21 protein-coding genes are annotated in these 21,320 nt (G+C 66.7%); 12 read left to right on the forward strand and 9 right to left on the reverse strand.

The annotated features are described in order from the left end of the window. Nucleotide 1: 1 nt before the first annotated feature. Both ABZX86_RS32240 and ABZX86_RS32245 read left to right on the forward strand, forming a co-directional pair. Nucleotides 2-2,191, forward strand: coding sequence for an MMPL family transporter (locus ABZX86_RS32240; RefSeq protein ID WP_355128888.1), 2,190 nt, complete (start codon nucleotides 2-4; stop codon nucleotides 2,189-2,191). Between the two features lie 47 nt (nucleotides 2,192-2,238). Continuing rightward, complete coding sequence (locus ABZX86_RS32245) at nucleotides 2,239-3,723, forward strand: NAD(P)/FAD-dependent oxidoreductase (RefSeq protein WP_355128890.1); 1,485 nt, start codon at nucleotides 2,239-2,241, stop codon at nucleotides 3,721-3,723. A gap of 7 nt (nucleotides 3,724-3,730) precedes the next feature. Here the strand turns inward: ABZX86_RS32245 and ABZX86_RS32250 are convergent, their stop codons facing one another. Next, on the reverse strand, nucleotides 3,731-5,044 hold the full coding sequence (locus tag ABZX86_RS32250; protein ID WP_355128892.1) for a lipase family protein: 1,314 nt from the start codon (nucleotides 5,042-5,044) through the stop codon (nucleotides 3,731-3,733). A gap of 201 nt (nucleotides 5,045-5,245) precedes the next feature. On the opposite strand from ABZX86_RS32250, the gene ABZX86_RS32255 reads away from it, so the two are divergent. Together ABZX86_RS32255 and ABZX86_RS32260 are read left to right on the forward strand one after the other, a co-directional pair. Then, nucleotides 5,246-6,283, forward strand: a complete 1,038-nt coding sequence (locus ABZX86_RS32255) for a peptidoglycan recognition family protein (RefSeq protein ID WP_355128894.1) — start codon at nucleotides 5,246-5,248, stop codon at nucleotides 6,281-6,283. 85 nt (nucleotides 6,284-6,368) lie between these two features. Then, on the forward strand, nucleotides 6,369-6,929 hold the full coding sequence (locus tag ABZX86_RS32260) for a hypothetical protein (RefSeq protein WP_355128896.1): 561 nt from the start codon (nucleotides 6,369-6,371) through the stop codon (nucleotides 6,927-6,929). Nucleotides 6,930-7,015: 86 nt separating this feature from the next. Here the strand turns inward: ABZX86_RS32260 and ABZX86_RS32265 are convergent, their stop codons facing one another. From ABZX86_RS32265 to ABZX86_RS32280, 4 genes are all read right to left on the reverse strand, one after another. Beyond that, nucleotides 7,016-7,471 (reverse strand): SRPBCC family protein, encoded by a 456-nt coding sequence (locus ABZX86_RS32265; RefSeq protein ID WP_355128898.1) that lies wholly within the window; start codon nucleotides 7,469-7,471, stop codon nucleotides 7,016-7,018. After that, on the reverse strand, nucleotides 7,468-7,863 hold the full coding sequence (locus tag ABZX86_RS32270; RefSeq protein WP_355128900.1) for a nuclear transport factor 2 family protein: 396 nt from the start codon (nucleotides 7,861-7,863) through the stop codon (nucleotides 7,468-7,470). Before ABZX86_RS32270 ends, ABZX86_RS32265 begins: the two co-directional genes overlap by 4 nt. Nucleotides 7,864-7,977: 114 nt before the next feature. Then, a complete protein-coding gene (locus ABZX86_RS32275) occupies nucleotides 7,978-10,794 on the reverse strand; it encodes a BTAD domain-containing putative transcriptional regulator (protein WP_355128902.1) in 2,817 nt (938 codons plus the stop codon). Nucleotides 10,795-10,843: 49 nt separating this feature from the next. Continuing rightward, the gene (locus ABZX86_RS32280; RefSeq protein WP_355128904.1) at nucleotides 10,844-11,737 is read right to left on the reverse strand and encodes an RNA polymerase sigma-70 factor; all 894 of its coding nucleotides are present in this window, start codon (nucleotides 11,735-11,737) and stop codon (nucleotides 10,844-10,846) included. A gap of 196 nt (nucleotides 11,738-11,933) precedes the next feature. Between ABZX86_RS32280 and ABZX86_RS32285 the strand changes: the two genes are divergently transcribed. Continuing rightward, a complete protein-coding gene (locus ABZX86_RS32285) occupies nucleotides 11,934-12,311 on the forward strand; it encodes a DoxX family protein (RefSeq protein WP_355128906.1) in 378 nt (125 codons plus the stop codon). 12 nt (nucleotides 12,312-12,323) lie between these two features. Here ABZX86_RS32285 and ABZX86_RS32290 read toward each other — a convergent pair whose 3' ends face one another. Continuing rightward, complete coding sequence (locus tag ABZX86_RS32290; RefSeq protein ID WP_355128908.1) at nucleotides 12,324-13,040, reverse strand: protein phosphatase 2C domain-containing protein; 717 nt, start codon at nucleotides 13,038-13,040, stop codon at nucleotides 12,324-12,326. 353 nt (nucleotides 13,041-13,393) lie between these two features. Here ABZX86_RS32290 and ABZX86_RS32295 point away from each other — a divergent pair, with 353 nt between their 5' ends. The 5 genes from ABZX86_RS32295 to ABZX86_RS32315 all read left to right on the forward strand — a co-directional run bounded on the left by ABZX86_RS32295 (nucleotide 13,394) and on the right by ABZX86_RS32315 (nucleotide 17,483). Beyond that, nucleotides 13,394-13,624 (forward strand): hypothetical protein, encoded by a 231-nt coding sequence (locus ABZX86_RS32295; RefSeq protein ID WP_355128910.1) that lies wholly within the window; start codon nucleotides 13,394-13,396, stop codon nucleotides 13,622-13,624. Nucleotides 13,625-13,887: 263 nt separating this feature from the next. Next, on the forward strand, nucleotides 13,888-14,124 hold the full coding sequence (locus tag ABZX86_RS32300; protein WP_355128912.1) for a hypothetical protein: 237 nt from the start codon (nucleotides 13,888-13,890) through the stop codon (nucleotides 14,122-14,124). A 234-nt stretch (nucleotides 14,125-14,358) separates the two neighbouring features. Further along, nucleotides 14,359-15,540: an SMI1/KNR4 family protein gene (locus tag ABZX86_RS32305; protein ID WP_355128914.1), complete on the forward strand. Its 1,182-nt coding sequence runs from the start codon at nucleotides 14,359-14,361 to the stop codon at nucleotides 15,538-15,540. A gap of 592 nt (nucleotides 15,541-16,132) precedes the next feature. After that, a complete protein-coding gene (locus ABZX86_RS32310) occupies nucleotides 16,133-16,996 on the forward strand; it encodes an SDR family NAD(P)-dependent oxidoreductase (protein WP_355128979.1) in 864 nt (287 codons plus the stop codon). A gap of 10 nt (nucleotides 16,997-17,006) precedes the next feature. After that, entirely contained in the window at nucleotides 17,007-17,483 is a 477-nt protein-coding gene (locus ABZX86_RS32315) for a MerR family transcriptional regulator (protein WP_355128916.1), read from the forward strand. 233 nt (nucleotides 17,484-17,716) lie between these two features. On the opposite strand, the gene ABZX86_RS32320 is transcribed toward ABZX86_RS32315, so the two are convergent. Next, on the reverse strand, nucleotides 17,717-17,890 hold the full coding sequence (locus ABZX86_RS32320) for a hypothetical protein (RefSeq protein ID WP_355128918.1): 174 nt from the start codon (nucleotides 17,888-17,890) through the stop codon (nucleotides 17,717-17,719). A 274-nt stretch (nucleotides 17,891-18,164) separates the two neighbouring features. Here ABZX86_RS32320 and ABZX86_RS32325 point away from each other — a divergent pair, with 274 nt between their 5' ends. Then, the gene (locus tag ABZX86_RS32325) at nucleotides 18,165-18,362 is read left to right on the forward strand and encodes a hypothetical protein (RefSeq protein WP_355128920.1); all 198 of its coding nucleotides are present in this window, start codon (nucleotides 18,165-18,167) and stop codon (nucleotides 18,360-18,362) included. Between the two features lie 452 nt (nucleotides 18,363-18,814). Here ABZX86_RS32325 and ABZX86_RS32330 read toward each other — a convergent pair whose 3' ends face one another. Both ABZX86_RS32330 and ABZX86_RS32335 read right to left on the reverse strand, forming a co-directional pair. After that, on the reverse strand, nucleotides 18,815-18,991 hold the full coding sequence (locus ABZX86_RS32330) for a hypothetical protein (RefSeq protein ID WP_355128922.1): 177 nt from the start codon (nucleotides 18,989-18,991) through the stop codon (nucleotides 18,815-18,817). 407 nt (nucleotides 18,992-19,398) lie between these two features. Continuing rightward, nucleotides 19,399-20,142: an SDR family oxidoreductase gene (locus ABZX86_RS32335; protein ID WP_355128924.1), complete on the reverse strand. Its 744-nt coding sequence runs from the start codon at nucleotides 20,140-20,142 to the stop codon at nucleotides 19,399-19,401. 70 nt (nucleotides 20,143-20,212) lie between these two features. Between ABZX86_RS32335 and ABZX86_RS32340 the strand changes: the two genes are divergently transcribed. Then, nucleotides 20,213-21,100 carry a LysR family transcriptional regulator gene (locus ABZX86_RS32340; RefSeq protein ID WP_355128926.1) on the forward strand — a complete coding sequence of 296 codons (888 nt, stop codon included), beginning with the start codon at nucleotides 20,213-20,215 and terminating at the stop codon, nucleotides 21,098-21,100. Nucleotides 21,101-21,320: the final 220 nt, after the last annotated feature.

Genomic DNA, 21,320 nt, shown 5'->3' on the forward strand with positions numbered 1-21,320 from the left:
CGTGGTCGCTTTCGCACTACGCCGGTACCGTGCGGTCCTGATCGTCGCGGCCGTACTCGCGGTGCTCGCCGGACTGGCGGGCACCACACTGTTCGACAAACTCCAGGGCGGCGGATACTTCGACCCGAGTTCGGAATCCACCGCCGCGGCCGACGCCCTGCGAGATCACTTCGGGCAGGGCGCGCCGAATCTGGTGCTGCTCGTGGACACCGGAAAACTCGTCGACGATCCCGAATCCACGCGTGCCGCAGCGGCACTCGTACAGCGCCTGCAGGCCGAAGCGGACGTGACCGGAGTGATGTCCTACTGGACGTCGGGACACCTGCCCGCACTGCGCGACAAGAGCGGACGGCTGGGCCTTCTGGTCGCCACGATTCTGGGCGACGAAATGGGCATCGACCACCGAATCGCCGAGCTCGCACCGCAATTCGCCGGGACGCACGACGGCATCGATGTCCGAGTCGGCGGCTACGCCATGATGATGCACGAGACCGTGCAGCAGGGGCAGCGCGATGTGGTCGCGGGCGAGGCGGTGGCCTTTCCGCTGACCCTCATCGCACTGCTGGTGGTATTCGGCACGGTCGTGGGCGCGGCACTGCCCCTCATCACCGGCACCGTGACGACCATGCTCACCGTGGGCGTGCTGTGGCTGCTGGCCGAGTTCACCGAATTATCCTCCACGGCAACCAATGTCGCCTCACTGCTCGGCCTCGGGCTGGCGATCGACTACAGCCTGCTCATCGTCAGCAGATATCGCGAGGAGCTGGTCACCGCACCCGATCCGCGCACGGCCCTGATCACGACCATGACCTCGGCGGGCCGCACGGTGGCCTTCTCGGCACTGACGGTCGCCGTCGCACTGTCCTCCATGCTCATGTTCCCGCTGCTGGCGGTGCGATCGATCGGATACGCCGGAATCGCCGTGGCGCTGACCGCCGCCGTGGTCTCACTGACCGTGCTCCCGGCCATCCTGCTGGTCGCCGGCGATCGGATCGACCGCTTCCGTGTCTTCCGGAAGCGGCAGTCCGCCACTACCTCCCGCGAACTCGACGAGGGCTTCTGGCACCGCCTCGCCACCATGGTCATGCGGCGGCCGATTCCGGTCGCCACCGTCACGGTCCTGCTGCTGCTCGCACTCGGACTGCCCTTCCTGCGCTTCCACCCCGGCTTCCCCGACTACCGCTCCATGCCCGGCGGCTCATCCTCGCGGCAGGTCGCCGAGACGGTGCAGCGCGACTTCGATGCCGCCGAGCTCTCGGGACTGTTCGTCGTACTCCCGGACAGTAAAGCGGGACTCACCGACTATGCGACTGCCTTGTCACAGCTCGACGGCGTCGCGCGCGTCGATACCGCGACCGGCAGCTATACCCGGGGCGCACTGGTCATACCCGCAACCGCCCAGCATCACCGGTTCGAAACCGACACTGCCGCTTATCTTTCTGTGGTTCCCACCGCCGCCGATCCGGGAACCGTGGACGCCGTCATCCGCGCTGTCCGCGCCACCCCGTCGCCGTCGCGGGCACTGGTAGGTGGTGTGGACGCCGCCAACCTGGACGCCATCCACGCCCTCACCACGCGAGTGCCACTCGCCCTCGGCTACGTCCTGGTCGCCATGGCGCTGCTGCTGTTCCTGCTCACCGGCAGCGTTCTCGTCCCGGTGCTGGCGCTGATCCTGAGTGCGCTGAGCTTGACCGCCACCTTCGGCGCACTCGTCTGGATCTTCCAGGAGGGCAGGCTGTCCGGGCTGCTCGGCTTCACCGTCACCGGCGATCTGTCGGCCGTCGTGCCGGTCATGCTGTTCGCCGTCGCCTTCGGGCTGGCCATGGACTATCAGGTCTTCCTGCTGGCCCGCATTCGCGAGGAGTACGAGAACACCGGCGACGCAACGGCATCGGTGGCGATCGGGCTGGAGCGCATCGGCCGCATCGTCACAGCGGCCGCCATTCTCATCTCCATCGTGTTCCTGGGCTTCCTCGCCTCCGACATCACCTTCATGAAGGCCTTCGGCATCGGGCTACCGCTGGCGGTACTGGCCGACGCCACCCTGGTGCGCGGCTTCCTGCTCCCGGCGGCGCTGCGGCTGGGCGGGCGCTGGACCTGGTGGGCTCCGGCGCCGCTGCGCCGCCTGCACGATCGCTTCGGTCTCCGCGACAGTGTCGCGCCACCCGGCGAGGTCGCGGTGGTGTCCTGAAATGTCCGGGCCTTCAGAACTTTCCGTCCATCAATCGAGGTGCCCTCATGTCTGACTCCCAGTCCGGTCCCGACCGCTACGACGTCGCCATTATCGGCACCGGATTCAGCGGTCTGGCGGTGGCGATCAATCTCCGCCGCCTCGGCATGGACAATTTCGTCCTGCTGGAACGCGCCGGCGCCGTGGGCGGCACCTGGCGGGACAATGTCTATCCCGGCTGCGCGGTCGACGTGCCGTCCGTACTGTATTCGTATTCGTTCGCGCCGAATCCGGAGTGGACGCGCCTGTACGCGACCCAGCCCGAACTGCGCGCCTACACCGAATCAGTGGTCGACCGGTTCGACCTGCGACGGCGAATTCAGCTGAAAAGCGAAGTGGCCGAGGCGGATTTCGACGAGGACGCCGCGGAGTGGGTGATCCGGCTGACCGACAATCGGATCGTGCGCGCCCGGGCCGTGGTCATGGGCTACTTCTCGCTGCACGCCGCGGCCATCCCCGATATCCCCGGACGGTCCGGCTTCACCGGACCGCAAATGCATTCCAGCACCTGGGATCCCGGCTTCGACCCCACCGGCAAGCGCATTGCCGTGGTGGGCGCGGGCGCCAGCGCCGTGCAGATCGTGCCCGCCCTGGCGCGCACTGCCGGCCGGGTCATCTCCTTCCAGCGTACCGCCGCGTGGGTGCTCCCGCGCGGCGACCGCCCCATTCCCCCGGCCGTGCGAACCCTGCTGCGCCGCATACCGCCACTGCGACTCGCCGCCCGCGCCTTCGTCTTCACCTTCCTCGAGGCGCTGCACTTCGCCGAATTCCATCCCCGCCTGGTGCGGCTCTACGCACGAATCTGCCTGGCCGCCTTGAATCGCCAGGTCCCCGATCCCGAGGTGCGCCGAAAACTGGTTCCCGACTACAGCTTCGGCTGCAAGCGCCCCATGGTGTCGGACGAGTACTACGCCGCCTTCGCGCGGCCCGAGGTCGGCCTCAGCACCGAGAAGATCGTCGAGATCACCCCCACCGGGCTGCGCACCGCCGACGGCCTGCACCACGAGGTCGATGCGATCGTGTGGGCCACCGGCTTCCACGTCCAGGACTCCATCGCCCACTTCCCCGACTTCCGCACCGAAACCACCTCCACGCGAAAGAAATTCGCGCGGGACGGTTTCACCGCCTATCGGGGCATAGCCTTCGCGGGTCTCCCCAACCTCTTCGCCGTCACCGGCCCCAATACCGCGCTACCCCACACGTCCCAATTCCTGGCCATCGAACCCACTGCCGGGCTCATCGCCCGCACCATCGCCGATATGCACCACCGAGCCGTCCCCCGCTACACCCCGACCGCAGCGGCCGAACAAGCCTGGGTGACCCGGGCACACCAACTCCTGAGCACCCGCATCTGGTCGACCGGTAACTGCACCAGCTACTTCGTCGACCAGACCGGCACCAATACCCTCACCTACCCCGGCGGCACCTGGACCCTCCGCCGCGACCGCCGCCGGCTCCGCCCCGAGGACTGGCAGCAGGCGGGCGGCCGCTAGCTCGCCGTCAGAGTTCCGGGGTGAGCGGATTTCCCGGCGCGATGGCGCCGCAGCTGGTCGGCGCCGGGGCTCCCGCGAATCGGTCATTGAGCCAGCCGAGCGCCACCGGCGACCACGGGGCCATCGAGGGCACATGGCTGAGCAGGTCGTACTGCTGGTACTGGATGGACGGATTGCCGGTCTCGCAGTACTGATTGGCGAGGGCGCGGACATCACCGGCGACCATGACACCGTCACCGTGGCCGACGCCGGGCTTGGTGCCGTCGCTGCCCTCCAGTTCGCCATTGGCGCCCTGGCCGATGAACATCGGGATCGTCGGTGTCGGCGCGAGCCCGAGGTCGATCTTGCGCACCGCCTCCACGAACGGCGGCACACTATTGGGGTCGGCGTACTCCGGCTTCGCCATCTGCTGCCAGGTCAATCCGGGGTACTGGAACAGCACATTGGCGATCGAGGCGTTCGAGAGCCGGGAAACCACCTGTGCGCCATAGCCGCTCAGGTAGGGCGTGAAGTCGATATCGTAGGAGCGGGCGATGCCGATGATCGCCATCGCCGCCACACCCGACCAGCCGACACTGCCGCTGATATAGGACAGATTGCGGGCGGGGTTGACCAGCACGCCGCCCTCGGCAGCGCCGACCAGGTTGGCGTCGACATCCGGGGCGTAGCTGGGCGCCAGGGCCGCGGCCCAGTTGGTCGCGATCGCACCGCCCGAATACCCGATCATGCCGATCCGGGCATCCGCGTCGAGGCCGGTAGCCGAGGAATGTGTCGCCGCCCGGATGGAATCCAGGGTGTTCATGCCGTATTCGGGTCCGGCGGCGAAATCGGCCTGCTCGCCCTCGGTGTCGTCGACGATGACGGTGTAACCCTGCGCGAGCAGCGGGGCGATCAATACGCCTTCCGAGGCATTGACCATGCCGCCGAAGGTCACGTCACCCGCGACGGCCCGCGAGGGACTGTCCGCCGGGTTCAGAGAGTCGTAGAAGGACTGGTAGGCAACCGCTTTGGCGGGATCGCTGCCCGGCGGGACCAGGACCGAGGTGACCCCCACGGCCGGCCGCTGCTGCGCGTCGGTCGTGCGGTACAGCAGCTGCACCGCCGTGACCGGTAGCGGCAGACCGCTGACGTGGTAGGGCATGGTCCTGGTGTCGAGCACCGTGCCCGGCTCGATCGACGACAGCGGCGTGGCGCCGTGGTATTCGTAGAACGCATCGGGTTCGGCGTTCGCCTGCGGTGCGAACTCCACCGTCGAACCGACCGCCAGCGCCAAGGCCGCAACAGCCGTCACAACGGGAACACGTCCCAGTATTTTTCTCAACTCCGAGAATCCTCTCAACCGCGGGCGCCAAAAAGCACTGGTCATAGACCGCAGCTCTAACCAGACCCCACAGTCCGGTTACCCACCGGTAGTCTGAACGCGTTCCCCTTTCTTCGTCAAGATCAGCCCTTCGATCACCACCGGTTTCAGACTGGTCCGACGACTTTCGTAGGATTCATAGGACGAAAGCCGAGGATTGAAGTGACGCAACATAATCGACTACGCCGCCGCACCCTGCTCACCGGCGCGGCAGCGGTAGCCGCAACAGGATGGCTCGGCGCCCGGGCCCTCGCCGATGCCGCCCCCGCCGAGGGAACCGACTGCCACGGTGGGCTTTTCACCGCGGTGCGCCAGCCCGATCAGGCCGCGAGTCCGGCCTCGGTGCGATTCCGGGTGGCGGGCGCCTGGAGCGATCCGGTCCAGGTGCATCGAACGGCGCACGGGCGCGATGATCGCCCCGGCAAGCTCTCGGAGATCATCCCGGTTCCGGCGGGTGCCGACCGACTCGATGTCATCTCCGAAACCGCCTTGGTTCCCAGTGTTTTCGCACCGGTGACCGCGCAGCCGTTCCGCACCGCCGTATCCACCTCGTACGCCTGGGGTTTCCCGGCGGTCACCCGCTCCGGCTGGGGCGCCGACGAATCCCTGATGACCTGGGGCGAGCCGGAATACGCACCCGCACAGGTGATCACGGTCCACCACACCCAGATCCCCACCGGGCGCGAGTACGACGACTACCGCGACGCGGTCACCGGCGTCTACCGCTTCCACGCCCTCCCCGATCCCGACGGCCAAGGCTGGGGCGACCTCGGCTACCACCTCATGATCGACCCCAACGGCGTGATCTACTCCGCCCGCCACACCGGCGCCGACGACTCCCCCATCTTCAAACCCGGCGCCGACCTGCGCCCCGGCGCCGAAATCATCACCGCCGGCCACGTCCGCGGCGCGAATTCCGGCAATATCGGCATCTGCCTGATCGGCGACTTCACCAGCACCCTCCCCAGCAAACCCGCCCTGCACAGCCTCGACACCGTCCTGACCCGCCTCTGCTCCGCCCTCGCCCTCAACCCCTTCGCCCCGACGAACTACACCAACCCCACCACCGGCCTGACCACCACCATCCCCACCGTCGCCGGCCACCGCGACTGGCAATCCGTGTGCGGCGAAACCACCTGCCCCGGCGATTTCCTGCACACCATCCTCCCGCTCCTCACCGCCCTCTCCCAACTCGGCTGAGCATGGACATTCTCGGCTGATCGTCCACGGGGACAAGGGAAATCCCCTTACCATCGGTCAGTTCAGGTTTGCGGGAGGGGAAGTCATGCGTCGCTCGATGCTGTCCACGATGTCACTGCTGGCAATCACGGGAGCCGCCCTGGTTGCGACGCCACACGCGTCCGCCGCCGAGGTGAGCACCGCGACCTGCTTCGTCGCGGGCAGCGAGATGGCCCTCGCCCCGGGTATCGGTCTGGTTCCGTCGCAACAACACATCCGCGACCGAGGCATGTCGATCACCTGCACCGGCCAACTGGGCGACCGCCACCTCGACCCGAGCAGATCCGGCATCTGGGATGTCGATGTCACCACCGGCACCCGCCCCGGACCGGGCGGAACCGGAACCTGCCTCACCGACGCCGGCGAAGGCCACATCGCCGTCCACCTCCCGACAGCCGACGGCGGAACCCTCGAACTCGACGGCCCCGCCACCTACATCGCCGCCGGCCCGGGAACAGTCCTGCAGGGCGACCTCGGCCGGTACCACTTCCGCTCGATCGCCCTGTCCGTACCCGACCTGAGCCACCCCGAGGGAAACTGCTTCACCGCCCCCCTCCAACACTGGCTGAGCGCAGGCCCCCTCATGCTCTTCGACAACACCCAGTAGACGCCGAGTAGCTCAGCAAGACAGGGCTTTTCGCATTCAATTGCGACGGAGGGCTTGCAGGAGAGCGGAATCCGGGCCGATGTGTCTCATATCGACGCCGGCGTGGTCTTTTCCACCAGGGCGCGCAGTGCGGCGATGTCAGTGTCGAGGCCGCGCTGGAGCATGCGGGCCAGTAGGCGGCCGATCGGGCGCTGGATGCCGTGCGGGGTGACGCGCAGTTCGAGGCGGAGCAGGCAGCTGCCGGGGGTCAGCGGCGTTACCGCGCGGGCGCCCTCGGCGTCGGCGCCGGATACTGTGCGCCAGGTCATTCGGGTGCCGGGGTCGACGGTGACGACTTCGCCGCCGTTGTGCCAGGTGCGGCCGGCGAAGCGGAGTTGTTCGGCGGTTCGGGCGCCGGGGGTGACGATGCCGGGCGGGTCGGCGGTCATGGCGATGACGCCGCTGCGCCAGGCGACGTCATTGGCGTAGTCGGCGATCAGGGCCCAGACGATCGGGGCGGGGCGGTCGATGGTGGTCTCGGCGGCCAGGTCGTAGGCGGTCACCGCCCGGCCTCCAATGCCGCGAGCATGACCGGGGTGTCGATGTAGGCGCTGTAGCCGACAACGAGCCCGTCGCTCAACTTCCAGACGTGAACCTCGGGAACATCGAAGGCGATACCGCCCGACCTGGTCGCACCGGTCGTGCGCCCGATCTGCACAACGTCCTCACCGGCCGCGAACAGATGTTCGCAGGTCACTTTGCTGTCGATGGCTCCCAGCAGGGTCGTGAAGAATTCGACCGCGCCCTGATGGCCGTAATAACGCCCACCCCAAGGCAATTCGGAAGCCTGTTCGATTTTGATATCGGGGTCGAACAGCCGCGGGATCACAGCGAAGTCCCGTGAGTCGAAGGCTTGGTAGACCTGCGCGATGACGTCGAGATTGGGATGCGGCATGGCGACGCTCCTGAGGGCGATATCGATGGGCATCGGGCCCGAGCGGCCGGTCGGCGGCTCCGGCCGACTATCCCGCCGCGGCGTTTCAATTCCGCTACAGCGCTACAGCGCGTGCTAGCGGCCCGCGGCGTCAGCGATCAAACCGACCATGGCGGTCCAGCTCAGCTCCGGCTCGGCCGCGGCGGGTGCGGCGGACAGCAGTCGATCCATTCGCTCGATCACCGCGGGGTGCGCGAATTGCGCGTAGCGGCGCGGGTCGGCGCCGACGCGTTCGGAATGGTGCACCGCCGCCGCCCGCAGCGCGATCGCCTGCTCCGGCAATCCGCGCACCATCAGGGCGTAGGCGGCGGCGTACGCGGCGCCCAGCGCATCGGACGTGTTCGATTGCTGCGCGAAGACGGTCAGCGCCCGGTCGATGGCGGCGAGTGCCTCATCGGCACCGGCGATATCGTCCGGGTCCGACAGGATCGACAGGGCGAGCACCACATCGGCCATACCCTCGCACCACAGATGGCCGCAGTCGGCGCTCAGCTCCCGCGCCGCGCGCAACCAGGAGATCGCCTGTGCGGGTTGCCCTTCCAGCAGCAGCGCAAGACCCTGCCCGAATTGCGTGCAGCCGCGGATCCAGTCGGGCGCAGGACCGCGTTCGACCTCCGCGATGACATCGTCGACCGCGGCCCGAGTCGGGATCGGGTCACCGAGCGCGGTAATCGCCAGGGCCCGGTACATCAGCGCGTGCAGCCACAGTTCACGCTCGACCGCACTGTCGAGCAGCCCCATCGCGGATTCGGCGCGCGCCAGCGCCGCACCCGGATCACCGGCATGGAACGACACGATCGACAGGGCGAGCAGCCCGTGCGCCCGCTCGGCGGGCGTGGCATCGGTCGCGAGATCGAGCGCGGTCCGGATCAGATTGCGGCCGTCCACCAGAACACCCAGGGTTCCCCAGGCGAATTGCAGCGATGCGGTCGTGCGCAGCGCGTGCACCGGATGGCACGCCAGGTCGTAGGTGATGCCCGCCCGGATGTTCGGCAGCTCCACCGCCAGCGCGCGGTAGGCGGCCCCGGCGCGGTGCCCGGTCAGCAGTGCCGCCTGCTCGCCCGCGAACGCACGCACCCATTCCGCATGCGCGGCACGCGTGGCCTGCGGGTCGGGATCGATATCGCGGCAGTACCGCCGGATGGTTTCCAGCAGCCGGTACCGCAGCACACCGGAGGCGGTGCGATCGGTGGTGATCACCGACCGGTCCAGCAGCGACGCCAAGGTCGCGAGCACGCTGGCATCGGTGGCGCCGGACTGTACGGATTCGGCAGCCTCCCAGCCGAATCCGCCCTCGAACGGCCACAGCCGCAACAGCATCGCCCGATCGGCGGCGCCGAGGTGATCGATGCTCCAGCCGATGGCCGCCTGCAGACTGGCATGCCGCGACAGCGATCCGCGCGGCGTGGGGCCGAGCACGTCGAGACGGTCGCGAATATGCGCGGCGACCCCGGCCAGCCCGAATGCGCGTTCCCGGGCGGCGGCCAATTCGATCGCCAGTGGCAGGCCGTCGACGGTCACGCAGATCTCCCGCGCGGCACCAAGGTCGTCGCCGGTCGGCTGCCAGCCCGGGCGCGCGGCCCGCACCCGGTCGATCAGCAGATCCACCGCGGCACCGTCGGCGCCGTCCGAGTCCACTGTCCGGAGCGGTTCGATGGTCAGCACATGTTCGCCGTCGATACCGAGCGGCTGCCGACTGGTCGCGAGTATCCGCAGCTCAGGGCAGCCCGCGAGCAGCGTCACCGCGAGTTCGGCGATCGGCTCGATCAGATGTTCGCAATTGTCGAGCACCAGCAATCCGGGTTGCATGGTGAGCGCGCGCCGCACCAGGGTCAGCGGATCTCCGGTGAGGTGGATCAGCCCGAGCGCGGACGCGATCGCGGTCACCACCGCGTCACCGTCATGAACGTCGCCCAGTCGCACCAGCCACCGATCCGTCGTATTCGCCTCCGCCGCACAGTATTCGACCGCCAGCCGAGTCTTACCGACTCCACCGGGCCCGACCAGGCTGACCATGCGCCGGTCGGCCAGCAGCTCAGCCAGCAATCCCAGTTCCCGGCGGCGGCCGATGAATGCCGACAGCGGACGCCCCACCGGCCGCATCATTGCCGATTGCGAAACTGGTTGCGGGCGTGGTGATTCCATCAGCAGCAAATCCGGATCATGGTCGAGCATCCGCTGCTCCACACCGCGCAGCGCAGGCCCGGGCTCCACGCCGAGCTCCTCGATCAGCAGCTCGCGCACCCGGCGCAGTTCGGCCAGCGCATGGGCTTGGCGCCCACTGCGATACAGGCCCAGCGCCAGCAGCTCCCAGCGCCGCTCCCGGAACGGCGCCGCGGTCACCGCCTCACTGAGGTCGGCCACCGCCGTCGCGGTATCACCACAGGCCAGCCGCGCCGCCTGCAATTCCTCGATCGCGATCTCCCGCAGCTCCACGAGCCGGATCCGCTCGGCCGCCGACGCCGGAGCCTGATCCAGTTCCGGCCACGGCTCGCCACGCCACAGGCCCAGCGCCTGGGCCAGCAGCCGCGCGGCGCGCTCGGCGTCACCGGACGCGAGCAGGCGCACCCCGTCGGTGATCAGCTCGGCGAATCGATGGTGATCGACCCACTCCGGCGGCACCGCCAGCAGATACCCGGAGTTGCCGCGCTGCAGATACTCTCGGGCGCCGAGCGCCGAACGCAGTCGCGAGGCCATGACCCGCAATGTCCCGACCGCATGCCGCGGCTGGTCCGCACCCCATACCCACTCCGACAGGACCGCATCGGAGACCGGTGCGCCCACCGCCATCGACAGGGCGGACAGGAAGCGCCGCGGCGCCGGCCCGCCCAGATCCACGACGCAGCCGTCCAGCTCGACCTCGATCGGGCCGAGTACCCGAACCACCAGCACCCCGGAAGCCTAACCGGGATGAGCCTGGACCTCGGACAATAGGGGTGGCTCAGCGGCTCAGGGTGGTCTCCTGGTCCATGCGGGACAACTTGGCGGGATTGCGAACGGAGTACAGGCCGGTGATCAGGCCGTCGTCGATGCGCAGCGCCATGACGGTGTCGAGCTCGCCGTCGAGGCGAAGGATGAGAGCCGGGTAACCGTTGACCTGAGTCGGCTCGAAGGAGGCCTCGGCGGCGAACCTGCTCCAGCCGGCGGACAGCACGCGAGCCACCTTGTCGGCTCCCACAACGGGTTGCGGGAGGGCCTGTTTGACGCCGCCGCCGTCACCCATGGCGACCACATCCGGCGCGAGGAGATCGAGAAGGCTTTGCAGATCGCCTGTTTCGACCGCGCGCTGGAACGCATCGAGCACACCGCGGGTCTCCGCCTGCGAGACCACACCGCGCGGGCGGCGGGCGGCGACGTGTGTCCTTGCGCGGTGGGCGATTTGGCGAACCGCGGCCGGGGTCTTGTCGACGGCCTCGGCGATCTCGTCGTAGTCCAGATCGAATACCTCGCGCAGGACGAACACCGCCCGCTCAGTCGGGGTGAGCGTCTCCAGCACCAGAAGCATTGCCATCGAGACGCTTTCGGCCAACTCCACATCCTCGGCCACATCGGGCGCGGTCAGCAGCGGTTCGGGCAGCCACTGACCGACATAGGACTCCTTACGGCGCCCGAGCGTGCGCAGCCGGGTGAGCGCCTGGCGAGTGGTGATCCGCACCAGATACGCCCGCTGATCCTGCACGATGGCGAGATCCACGCCCGCCCACCGCAACCACGTCTCCTGCAGCACGTCCTCGGCGTCGGCGGCCGAGCCGAGCATCTCGTAGGCCACGGTGAAGAGCAGATTGCGGTGCGCGACAAATGCTTCGGTGGCCGGATCCGGCCGATCCTCGCTCACGACCGCGCTCCCGGCATCCGGAATGTGCTGCCCATGAGTGGCTCCTGTCCTCGATCTCGACTGCGTCCCCACAAGACGCCGGTCCCCCACATTCTGTGACAACGCTCCTCTGTGACGGTCGTCACCCCGCCGAGCTGTCACAGGATTCCGTCCGCAGGCATCTCATGGGCAACCCGATCACGTACGAGGAGCAACCATGAACGTCACCCTGTGGATCGTCACCGGCCTACTGGCCACCGTCGCCCTGGCCGGCGGCATCAGCAAGACCTTCGTCCCCAAGGCAAAACTGGCCGCGGCCCCCGGCGGCGGCTGGACCGCAACCGCCGCGGTCCCCTTCATCAAGGCCCTCGGAATCCTGGAACTCCTGGCGGCCCTCGGCCTGATCCTCCCCGCCGCTCTCGATATCGCCCCGATCATGGTCCCGATAACCGCCACCTGCTGGATTCTGCTGATGGCCGGCGCAATAACCGCCCACCTCCGCCACAACGAAGCCAAGTTCATCGCCGTGAACCTCGTCTATCTGGCCCTGGCCGTCGTCGTAGTCTGGGGTCGCTTCGGCCCCTACGCCTTCTGACCCGTACCGGGTTCAGCCGACGCGAATCACAATGGCGGTGGCGTTATCGCTGCCGCCGGCCCGATCGCAGGCAGCCAGCAGCTCACCGACCACAGCCTGCGGCTTCGTCTCGCGACCGAGGTAGGCCAGCAGATCGTTGTAGCCGATCTGATCGGACACGCCGTCGGTGCACATCAGATACCGATCACCGGGCTGCATCGTCACACTGAACACGTCCGGTTCCGGGGCGCCCCCGTGTCCGATGTACCGGGTCAGCTGATAGCGCGCCGCCGCGGCCTGTGGCGAATCGAACGGATACCAGCCGTGCACCGCCCCCAGCCAGGCCATCGTATGGTCGGTGGTCAGCAATTCGAGCAATCCGGCGCGCAATCGGTACACCCGGGAGTCACCGATCTGCACGACCCAAAAGCCCTGCGGTGCACCGACTATCGCGGTCAGCGTGCACCCCGCCAAAGTCTGCAGTTCGCGCCCGATCGGGATCACCCGCCCCTGAGCCGCCGCCACCGCGGCACGCAGCTGATCCGGCCCGACCTCCGCAGCCCGCGCGACGTGGCCGACAAAGGTCTCCACCGCCGTTCGCCCCGCGGCCGCGCTACCCGGCCCATCCCCCATGCCGTCGGCCAGCACCGCCAGCAGCGGCTGCTCCCGCAGGTAGCTCACGTCGAAGTTCGCCGAATAGCGTTTGCCGACATCGCTACCCACCGCAACGTCGATCGAGTGACTGCGCACTCGCAGATTCTGGCATACCGACCCCGGCCAGATCACCCTCGAACCCAAACCCGGCGGTAGTTCGGCATTTTCGGGTGTCAGCCGCGCGGATTTACGTTTCCTTTTCATATTTCGGCGAATTAAATACGAAAGCCCTACGGGTTAGTGCTATTCGGAAGAAAAAGTCATCCCATCGCATGATGAATGGCTTTACTTAACGCATGGAATGGGCTTACTGTCATATTGCTGTGAGCGACGGTCCGATCCGCGGACGACGCTCCGCCGATGTACCGGCGCCGGGCCGAAATGGCCTGTCGCACAGCAGCTCAGAAACCCACGGGTCACTTTGTCGTGCCCAGAACAGGAGAAATTCGGTGAACGGGAAGATTCTCGACTTCGCGGTTGTCGGCGCGGTGGTAGTCACCTTCTTCGCTTTCGCGATCTTCCACCCCGGAGTCGCGAACCTGCTCGTAGGTTGGTTCGGCGCCCTCGCCCTCGGCTACTACAGCGTCTACATACGCCACGACCCCACACTCGTAAACGCAACCCGCGGCGGCGAACACACCCTGAACCATTCGACAACCCTCCGCCCCGCCTGGCGCTGACCCCTGCGCTCAACGGATTTGCGGAGGCCACCTGGACCGCCGCCCGCTGCCGGCAACTCCGGCGACCTCGTCATCTGCGATCGCAGACACCAGGGTCGCGGCAGGATTGTCGCCGTAGTACCGGACGACCCGGGCCAGTTGCGACCGAGCACCGCCCACGGCCAGGCAGAAGTGAGTCGGACGGGTGAACCGATCGACCAACGGCCGTATTATTGGGCCCGGCACCACGGCGTGGCCGAACAATCGGAGGGCGGAGGCGAGGTATGACCGATGAGGAGATCATCATCTCGTTCGCCCTGACCAGACTGGATAACGCGAACAGCGCCCTCGACCTGGAAGACATTGCCGCCCTGGTAGTGCGCCGCCTGACCCCCGATCAGATACTCGACCTAGCCACCCGCAACCTCGCTACACGAAATGAGCTGCGGGGAGCATTGTTCGAATCTGCGGTTGAGCATGTACTCAGGGCCGTCCTGACGGCCCGAGGACCTGCCGACTAACGGATCGACTCAACAATCGCGGGCCAGTCCCCGAGCGGACCTGACGGCCGAACGCACGCTCATCGACACGTGACTGCGTTGGATGCGCTGTCGGCCGGACGGTTTGGACGGCCGACGAACGCGCGGGTCGCGGCATGAGCGGATGTGCCGAAGAAGGGCCAGTAGCATTTCTCACCATGATCTCGGCCCGCCCTCACGCCGAATTTGTCGGAGGCCACTCGTAGCGTTCACGGAATGAACTGGAGACCCTGGCTGGAGCTGTGGAGCGAGGAACGGATCGCCACGTGTGATCCCGGTGATCTGGATCCCGAAGTGGCGCAACAACGCTGGCTCGGCTATCCCCCGGCCACCGAGGCCGACGTCGCAGCGGTCGAGCAGCGCCTCGGGCTGAGGTTGCCGCCCTCCTATCGCAGCTTCCTGCTGACCACCGATGGATGGCGCCATGCCGGGGAATTCGTGTGGAAGATGCGTGACACCACCAATCTCGGATGGCTGCGTGAGCTCGAACCCTCTTGGGAGTCGTGGGCCGACCTGGTCAGCGAGGCTCCGGTCGACGCGCCGGGTAATCCGTTCACTCGCGGGCTGCTGATCTCGCTGCACGCCGACGTCGGAGTTCTGTTCCTCGACCCGGCCGACCGTGACGAGAACGGCGAATGGGCCGCCTACAGCGTGTTTTCCTGGGGTGAGTTTCCGCGGCGTTTCCCGTCGTTCACCGCGCTCATGGAATCGGAGTACCAAAGCTTTCATCAAATACGTCAGCCGGCGGGCAAGACCCGTGACAGCTGGGATCTGGTGGTGGAGCAGGCTCGGGACCAAGCCCTTTCCGGGGATGTCGACACCGCCACGGCGGCCCTGGAAAAAGCCCAGCATTTCGGCCGATCCCGCGCCACGGTCCTGCAAACCCAGCTCCAGATGTTCCTCACCACCTCCTCTCCCTACGAGGCTTCCAGGATCCTTTCGCGTCTGTTACCTCTGACACCCGTCCCCGACGGATTCTTCACCGGTCCGCTGTTCACCGACGAGTTCGTGCCGTGCATGTTCCTGCAGCACGCACATAAAGAACCCTGGTATGCCTCCGCGCTAGACGTTGCCCAGATCCTCGAGACCGCGCAAACCGACCCCGGGGGCGAGATCAAACGTGCCATCGACGGACACCGGACACGCACGCAGCAGCCTGGTTACCAGCTCACCTACGGCAACCAGGCATTCGACACTGCGGTACGAAAAGCGCTCGCACAACACCATTCCGACCCAGAAGCCCTGTGGGAGGCGCTCAGGACCGCGATGCCGCTGTGGCAGCCCCGCACTCCCGATCACATCGCCCCGGTCGCGCTGCTCGCCGACCCTGTACTGGCGTACAGCCTTACCCCGGAACGCGGCCGCGCGTTGTTGAATCAACCTCGCAGTGGCCGCTGACCCCGCCACCGCACACACGCCCCAGATCACTTACGACCATGCTGGATAACACGCTCATCGGCAATGTGGTGCGTTCGGCCGGCCCCGGTTGAACACCGCCAGTCGACCTTCCACAGTCAGAGCTCTCGATCGGCCTGAACGGTCACAAACCCCGCCTCACCGGCAAAATTTGCCGCCCAGTGCGATCTTCGACCGCTCAGGCCGATTCTCCAGCCACCACCATGTGGTCCACAGCCCTTCCACCCGTGCCGAAGGTGATCTCGGTCGTAGCCTTCCCGAGAAACCAAGTGGCCGAACTCAACAGCGCGGGTCGCGGCAGATGAGTGCGTTGATCCGGGTGGCCGCTATTCGGCTTCTGACGGCCGCGGACCTCGGTGCAGGTCGCGTTCGAAGACCACATTCGTAGGAGAAAAGCCGTGCCGCGGCAGAGTCGATTGACCTGCCGCGGAGGATGGGGCGTCCACGCCGATGCTGATGCGCATGAGCGCGCACACCTCGGTCTCGGATTCTGATGGCGAGCGGTCTGGGAGTGGGCACCACACCCTCGCACGGTCTTGCCTTTGAGCGCACTCGAAGGCATACCGTCGCCGGCATGACTACACAGACAACCCAGACCTGGATCATCACCGGGGCTTCGAAGGGGTTCGGGCGCGCGCTGGCGGAGTCCTCGCTCGCGGCGGGTGACAATGTCGTTGCGGCAGTGCGCAACCCGGAGAGCGTGGCCGACCTGGTGACCAAGTACTCCGAGACCTGTCTGGTGGCTCGCTTCGACGTTCGCGATACGGACGCGGCCGCCGGTCTGGTGAGCACCGCCCTAGACCGGTTCGGTCGTCTCGACGTGCTCGTGAACAATGCCGGCCGCGCGGTGGTCGGCGCGGTCGAGGAGGTCGGTGACGCGCAGTTGCGGGACCTGATGGACCTGCACCTGTTCGGCCCGGCGGCGCTCGTGCGGGCCGCGCTGCCCGTGCTGCGCGGCCAGGGTAGTGGCACGATCGTACAGATGAGCAGCCAGGGCGGACGGGTGGCATTTCCCGGTGTGTCGGCCTATTGCTCCTCGAAGTTCGCACTCGAAGGCTGGTCCGAATCCCTCGCGGCCGAGGTCGCGCCGTTCGGGGTGCGTGTGATGATCGTCGAGCCGAGCCGGTTCCGTACCGCGTTCAACGCGGAGCTCGAGTTCAGCACGGTGTCGGAAAGCTACCGTGACACGCTTGCCGCGCTGCGGGCCGACATGGCGGGCGCCGACGGCGTCCAGGAAGGCGATCCGGTGCGAGCGGCCGACATTATCGTGCGCCTCGCGCACAGCGAGCACGTCCCGCTGCGCCTGCCTCTCGGGCAGGAGGCGGTCCAGCGGCTGTCCGGCGTCTATCGTCGTGGCCTGCACGAGGTCGAGCAGTGGGCCGAGACCGCCCGCAGCGCCGATTTCGACGACGCCGTCTCCGCGGTTCGCCCCGTTTAGGCTCGATGACGTGGCGACGGACGAATTGATGGGACGGGCGCTGGCAATGCTCGGCGACGAGGACGATGACCTGACCTCGATCGAGGTGATTCATCGTCTCTCGAATGCCGCGGACATCGAGGGGCCGATGACCATCGCCGACGTGGCGGACATGCTCGACGTCTCGCCCCACACTCTGCGTTACTACGAGCGGGCGAGGCTGATCGAGGTCGGCCGTGACAGCAGCGGTTACCGCGCCTACGACGCCGAAGCGGTACGGAGGTTGGTGTTCCTGACCCGAATGCGGTTGTCCGGCATGCCGATGCGCGATCTTCAGCACTACGTCGAGCTCGTCGACGCCGGCGAGGACACCGTGCCGGAACGGCTCGACATGCTGATCGAGCACCGCGATATGATCCGCCGGCGTATCCGTGAACTGACCCTGTCGCTCGCCGCGACCGAGTACAAGATCGCCACCTACGGCGGCCGCACCGGCCCCGACGTATAAGTTCGCCGTTGCGCCGCACCCGTTCACCGACAGCACACCCGGTTGATCATTGTGACGAGCATCGGGAATCGCGCAGCTTGCGGTGGGCGCGGAAAACATCGGGTCCACCATCGACATGCAGTTGATGGATCATCCATCCCAGTTCGGCCAGCACATCGATATCAGTGCGGCCCGGGCTGGGTCTCGGTGGCGGGTGGGCTGCGCGTTCCCAAAGCGTGTGGAGACCAAAGTACTCAGCCCTGCTGTTCCTCGGTAACAAGATGGAAGCGGTTGAACACCCTCGTGGGCTGCTTCACATTTGAATCCAACTCGTCACCGGACTGCTCGGTCTGCTGGGCGTACTCATCGGTGGGAGGGTCCGTTGCGTCCTCATAGGTGGGTGGGTTCGTTGCGTCGTCGGTAGGCACTGAGCACTTCTCCTGACAGGTTGGCTAGTGCGAGGCGGCTCGCACGCGGAACACATTGCGTAGCAGAAGTTTTCCACACTGCGGTTCCAGTTGAGCCACAAGTGCCGCCACACAGCATTCGGCATGTGCGCGCGTTGGAAAGCTGCTGTCGGCCAACCATTTTGGACGGACGACCAATGCGCGGGTCGCAGCAAGAGCGGACACGCACTTGATTACCAGCAAGTACGGCAACCGCCTTGACCTCGACCATGGTTGATGTTTCACGATTCAAAGCATGGACGACGACATCGAGGTGATCCGAGAACTGTTCGATCGCTATACGGAGCTCTGGGTTCGACACCAGATGCGGGAATGGGGAGAGCTGTTCACCGAGGATTGTGACTTCATCACCCACCGTGGGGTGTGGTGGAGGTCGCGGGAGGAGAATGTGCGCGGCCACGAGGATGTACCCGAATCCGTTCTGGCGCAATAGAAAAACTACAGCCAAACGGTTGTCGGAGTCCATCGGCTCGGTCCCGAGGTGATGTTGGTACATACCGAATGGGCCTGGCCCGAGCATGTCTTGCCAGGCGCTACCGCAGCCGAGGACCGTCGGGGCCTGATCACCGCGGTACTTGTCCAACGCGCGGGACGCTGGCTGATCCGGGCAGCACAGAACACGCGACTCAACGGACTCGATGACTTCACGCCGATCGCTGCGCGAGGCTTCGAGCCCGTTGAACACCCATGAGCTGCCCCCTCCTGCTCGGAGGCAACAGTCGAACATCGGCAATATGGTGCGTTCCGCCGGCCTCGGATGAGCAGTGCCAGTTGATCTTCCGCGCACCGCGCTGGCCGGTTCAGTCGGCACGATCGCGGCAGATGAGTGTGTTCCGAGGCCACGAAACACGGCGGCGCAAACCCGGTAGCACGTGCTTCGCCGCATTAGTCGTCGGGCATTCCGAGATGGCGCTCGAGATCGATCAGGCGTTGTTCCGACAGTTCCGGGGCGACCCAGTCGTACTGCTCGGCATGGTTCATGAAGTCGATAGGTGGCGCGGCACGGTGATATTCGATGTAGTCCTCCCACGCCAACGCCCAGAGCCACGCACCGTCGGTCATCACCCCGATCCGGACACGAGCATTCGGGTTACCGGGCACGAAGGGATCATCGATGACCCCGGGCGCAGCGAGAACGCATGTAGCCGACCGCAGGTAACCGAGCAGCAGCCCGGCCTCGCCGTCCGATAGCGTGTTCGGAGCAGCGTCAAACCCCGGAGCCCGGTCGCACTGGTGGTCGCCGATTCGATAAGGGGCAGAGACTCTTGGCATTTCGTCCTCGAAGGCGATAAGCCCAACCGGCTGTCAGCTGGGCGAGCGCCTCAGTAAAACAGGCTCTGAGGTTCAAACCGTTCGTACACTAAAGTGCGTTGCCGATGGCGAGATGAGCTTGGCGCGTTGGGCGAACGCCCGCATTTCCGAGCGACCTAGTGCACGTTCGGGTTCGGTCGGGATGCCAGTGCCGACAACTACAGCTGTGATGCCCCACCGTCCACCGGAAACTCTGCTCCCGTCGAGAATGTCGCACCGAACGCCAAGTACTCCACCGCTGCGGCAATCTCCTCGGACAGCCCGAAACGCTGCATCGGATTCGCGCTGCGGAACTGTTCCTTCATCGCCGCCGCCGTCTCGGCCGGCATCGACCGATCCAGGATCCCGGTGTCGATCGGCCCGGGGCTGACCGCGTTGACGCGCACCTTCCGCGACAGCAACTCCCGCGCCAGCGATCGCGTCATCGAGCGCAGAGCCGCCTTGCTCGCCGCGTAAGCGCTGATCATCTCGAGGCCTTTGACGTTGACCACCGACGTCGTCAGCACCACACCGGCGCCTTCGCGCATCAGTGGCGCAAGCCTCTGCACCGTGAAGTACGGGCCCTTCGTGTTGATCGCGAACAGCTCGTCGTACATGTCCTCCGGTGTTGACTCGAACGCCGCGGACGCGGTGACGCCCGCGTTCACAAACAACGCGTCCACCAGACCGAACTCCGCCGCCACGCGGTTCGCCAATGCCTCGATGTCCGGTATGAATGCCGCGTCGCTGCGGACAGCGATCGCGTTGCTCCCCAACCGTTCCCGCGCCGCGTCCAATGTCGACTGGGTGCGGCCGGTGATCAATACTCGCGCTCCAGAATCTACGAACCGCTGGGCCGTCGTCAGACCGAAACCGTTGCTGCCACCGGTGATCACGATGTTCTTGCCGTTGTAATCGTCCATGCCTACGAGTCAACGGCGTCGTGCGCCCGCCGTCCAAGACCTGTTTCGCACCTCGTCATGCCGCACGCGTATGGCGATCTATTCTGGACGTGTGGACCTCGACCTGCGGCTCGTGCGCTACTTCACCGTCGTTGCCGAGCACGGCAACTTCGGGCGCGCCGCCTCCGCGCTCCACCTGGCACAGCCCTCGCTCAGCCGCCAGATCCAGCGCCTCGAAGACCAGCTCGGTGTCCGGCTGCTCGACCGCACCCCGCAGGGCAGCAGCCTCACCGACGCCGGCCGAGCCTTCCTCTCCCATGCGCAGGAACTACTGCACACCGCCGAGCAGGCCACACGTGCCGCCAAAGCCGCCGACCCGCCCCGCGCGATCACCATCGGCTACGCCGAGGGCCTGGTCATCACCTCTGCCGTGCAGGCGTTGCGCCGCTGCCACCCCGACGCGCGGATCCGCACGCGGCACCTCGCCTGGAACGCCACACACGCCCTCCCGGAACGCCGGGTCGACGCGCTCATTGCCCGACGCCCGCTCCCCTTCCCGACAGACCACATGCGCGTGCGGACGTTGTATCAGGAATCACGCGTGCTTGTCGTACCGGTGACGCACCGCTTGGCGGGCAAGGAATCCGCCGGCTTCGATGAGCTCACCGACGAGGAACTCGTCGCCTGCAAGAACACACCGACGATCTGGAGCACACCCCGACCCGTCGGCGACCGTCCGGCACCACCCGGTCCCGCCATCGAGGACAGTTTCGAGGACAAGCTCGAACTCATCGCCACCGGTCACTCCGTCGCGATCCTCCCCGCAGGCGACCGCCGCGCCACCGTCCGCGACGATATCGCCTTGGTACCCCTCGATGGCATCGAGCCGTGCGAGGTCGTGCTCGTCACCCGAGCGCACGATCGGAACCCAATGATCACAGCACTGAAAGACGCAGCGCTGGCCCACCTCACCGGTTAGCGTTCGAAGCCCTCCCCCTGGGACTCGATAATCGGCAATGTGGTGCGTTCGGCCGGCCCCGGTTGCACACCGCCAGTCGACCTTCCACGGTCAGAGCTCTCGATCGGCCTGAGCGGTCACAAAACCGGCCTCACCGGCAAAATTTGCTGACCCAGTGCGATCTTCGACCGCTCAGGCCGATTCTCCAGCCACCACTATGTGGTCCACAGCCCTTCCACCC

This window comes from Nocardia sp. NPDC006630, from assembly GCF_040611495.1.
Classification (GTDB): domain Bacteria; phylum Actinomycetota; class Actinomycetes; order Mycobacteriales; family Mycobacteriaceae; genus Nocardia.

What these genes read in the sequence shown, in the direction of transcription:
- ABZX86_RS32245 (WP_355128890.1), top strand. Translation starts at nt 2,239, where the DNA reads ATGTCTGACTCCCAGTCCGGTCCCGACCGCTACGACGTCGCCATTATC.
- ABZX86_RS32260 (WP_355128896.1), top strand. Translation starts at nt 6,369, where the DNA reads ATGCGTCGCTCGATGCTGTCCACGATGTCACTGCTGGCAATCACGGGA.
- ABZX86_RS32270 (WP_355128900.1), bottom strand. Translation starts at nt 7,863, where the DNA reads ATGCCGCATCCCAATCTCGACGTCATCGCGCAGGTCTACCAAGCCTTC.
- ABZX86_RS32285 (WP_355128906.1), top strand. Translation starts at nt 11,934, where the DNA reads ATGAACGTCACCCTGTGGATCGTCACCGGCCTACTGGCCACCGTCGCC.
- ABZX86_RS32300 (WP_355128912.1), top strand. Translation starts at nt 13,888, where the DNA reads ATGACCGATGAGGAGATCATCATCTCGTTCGCCCTGACCAGACTGGAT.
- ABZX86_RS32305 (WP_355128914.1), top strand. Translation starts at nt 14,359, where the DNA reads ATGAACTGGAGACCCTGGCTGGAGCTGTGGAGCGAGGAACGGATCGCC.
- ABZX86_RS32310 (WP_355128979.1), top strand. Translation starts at nt 16,133, where the DNA reads ATGACTACACAGACAACCCAGACCTGGATCATCACCGGGGCTTCGAAG.
- ABZX86_RS32325 (WP_355128920.1), top strand. Translation starts at nt 18,165, where the DNA reads ATGGACGACGACATCGAGGTGATCCGAGAACTGTTCGATCGCTATACG.
- ABZX86_RS32330 (WP_355128922.1), bottom strand. Translation starts at nt 18,991, where the DNA reads ATGACCGACGGTGCGTGGCTCTGGGCGTTGGCGTGGGAGGACTACATC.
- ABZX86_RS32335 (WP_355128924.1), bottom strand. Translation starts at nt 20,142, where the DNA reads ATGGACGATTACAACGGCAAGAACATCGTGATCACCGGTGGCAGCAAC.
- ABZX86_RS32340 (WP_355128926.1), top strand. Translation starts at nt 20,213, where the DNA reads ATGGCGATCTATTCTGGACGTGTGGACCTCGACCTGCGGCTCGTGCGC.